The following is a 2,334-nucleotide window of genomic DNA, read 5'->3' on the forward strand; positions in this document are numbered from 1 at the left end:
CTATCCGCGAACCAGCCGGCGGTCCCGGGCTACACCCTCAACTGCGAAGAGCCAGCATTCGTCGCTGAAACCACTTTCATTGGAAACTGCAACTTGATGGTTGAGGGGCAGGGCGACCAGGTTCTGTTAGCTGGCTTGAGTTCGCTCAGCAGGCGCCTTGATCGAAAGCAGATAGGTCTTGACCTGAACACCCTCAGCTTGGTGCCATGCGGTGGAGCGCCACACGTTCCTTACCTCGTTTACCTCGCGCGCGGGAGGGATGTCGACGTCCCCGCGGTCGTCGTGCTCCTAGACAACGACGAGGAAGGAAGGAAGGCAGCGGGCCAACTCCGAGATGGATACGGCGACCGTCAGCTCGTTGATCCTCGGTTCATAATGCTCCTGGGCGACCTCGAAGCGGCCAGGCTGGACGTCGATGTCACTGAGGTGATCGAGATTGAAGACCTAGTCCCGACTCGCGTTGGTCTGCGCGCTGCCTGGCATTTTGCAGGCGAAGTACTCAGCGGTGAAGAGGCCGTTGCGTTCCGTGCGAATCTTGCCGAGGCAACGCCGACAGCAAGTCAGAAGCTTTTCAAAGCGATCGAGGAGGCCTCGATCGCAGCTAGTCCGAACCCTGACCGGCCGCTCGAACTAAACAAGGTTGGGTTTGCGCGGGGCGTGCTCTGGGCGCTGGAGAACGCGGAGTCCGACGTTGAGGTCGCAGATCGCGACCGCACGCTCGCGAATTTCGACGTGTTGTTCTCCCGCGTTGATCACCTACAGCGCGACGCGGTTCGGCAGAACGATCGCGAGCGTCTCAGCAAAGTGATCAATCGTCTTCGGCGCAACTTCCTTCGCGATCATCCTCACGGTGCTACCGGGCGAGACGTTCTCGATCTTTTTGAAACTATCGAGCATGAGCTGCCGGCGGCCGCCCCCGAAGCCCAAGATCTGCGTGACTCGCTGAAGCGACTTGCAGTCGAGTATTCCATCGGCGCCGAACCGATGTCTGAAGTCCGAGATTACGACCGACTCAAACGAGAGATTGAAGGCGTGGCGTACCAGGCGCTGCGTGACGTTCAGGAGCCGGCGGGAGCGCTGTAAGACGGCGTCTCTGTTCTTGCTACCGGACATCAGCCCGCGGCGACCCCGCAGTCGTTCGCGAACCTGGCTAGAGCGATGTCGAAGACTCGCATGGCCTTTGAACCGATGCCTGCTGTCCCGGAAACGTCTACCCAGCAAATCACTGGGACGTGCTCAGTACGTTCGCTGGCCGCGGCCGATGTCGAAGGCGGCCTCGGCTTTCTCGAACCTGTGCAGGTCCCGGCCTGCAGCAGCCTGTTTGGCACTCGAGCGAAAGTGCTTCGTGCCTCCGGCGCGCGCGATAAGCGTCACGCTCCCTGATCTCGTTTTGCTCCGTAGCGTTTACGATGACAGGCTTGACGACTTCCACGCACGTGCGTCGATACGAACGCAAGCGTTCGACGCTCCACGATGGAGCCATGCGTTACCTGATCGACTGTTGCCAGGGCTGGCAACACCAACTAGTCTGAGACGATGGGGGAGACCGAAAGCGCCGCATCGCTCTTGCGCGACCTGCGCAGACGTCAGGGCAATACGTTGCGCTCGGCGGCTGCCGAGCTTGGTATGGCCCCATCACAGCTCTCGCGCATTGAACGGGGAGAACGATCGATCGCTCAGCCGACGGCGCTGCGGCTTTCACAGTATTACAACGTTCCGGCCGAGCTGGTGGAACTCGCGCAGGGCCATGCGCCAGCTGATGTCGTCGCAATCCTTCAGCAACATCCGGAAGAAATAGATCGTCTTCGAGAGACGTACGGCGCGTGACGTCGGGCGTCGCGCCCCAGCCTGACCCATGGATCCAGATCCTTGAAGGTCAAGAATTTGGTGGGTACAGAGTTGGTCGGCACCTCGGCGGTGGCGGGTTCGGTCTTGTTTTCGAGGCTGTAAATCTCACGACGGGAGCGGCTTTTGCGATGAAGATCCTCCGGCCCGGAGCCCCGCCAGAAGATATTCTCGATTTCGAGAACGAAGGTGTCCTGCTCCGTCAGCTCTCCTCTTGCTCTGGCACGATCAATATCGTCGATGGTGGTGCGAGCAGCGAGATCATGATCAATGGTGCGAGCGTGCCGCTCCCCATTCAGTTCCATGTGCTAATTCGCGCATTTGCATCCGTGAATGAACTCATACTGGACCCGGCCTCTCGTGAGAAACTGAGCTGGGTAGAGCTCCTCGGGTTCTGGCGGGATGTGATCCTAGCGGTGAGGCAGATGCACGATAAGGGGCTCATCGCGAATGAGAGTGTAGGAGCGGTCTGAATCCGCCGGCTTCGAG

3 protein-coding genes are annotated in these 2,334 nt (G+C 59.9%); all 3 read left to right on the forward strand.

All coding sequences use genetic code 11. The features are described 5' to 3' along the window. Window positions 1-1,083 (forward strand): hypothetical protein (locus tag AX744_RS20580; RefSeq protein WP_197429170.1); only part of this gene is annotated, 1,083 nt, incomplete at its 5' end. 453 nt (window positions 1,084-1,536) lie between these two features. Beyond that, window positions 1,537-1,827 (forward strand): helix-turn-helix domain-containing protein, encoded by a 291-nt coding sequence (locus AX744_RS19955; protein ID WP_082738430.1) that lies wholly within the window; start codon window positions 1,537-1,539, stop codon window positions 1,825-1,827. Then, on the forward strand, window positions 1,824-2,318 hold the full coding sequence (locus AX744_RS06835; RefSeq protein WP_157543534.1) for a hypothetical protein: 495 nt from the start codon (window positions 1,824-1,826) through the stop codon (window positions 2,316-2,318). The genes AX744_RS19955 and AX744_RS06835 overlap by 4 nt, the downstream gene beginning before the upstream one ends. Window positions 2,319-2,334 lie beyond the last annotated feature (16 nt).

This window comes from Microbacterium sp. CCH5-D1 (genome assembly GCF_001557335.1).
Classification (GTDB): Bacteria; Actinomycetota; Actinomycetes; order Actinomycetales; family Microbacteriaceae; genus Microbacterium; species Microbacterium oxydans.

Bases quoted from the DNA above. Each gene is read 5' to 3' on its own strand.
- AX744_RS19955 (WP_082738430.1), top strand. From the start codon at position 1,537: ATGGGGGAGACCGAAAGCGCCGCATCGCTCTTGCGCGACCTGCGCAGA.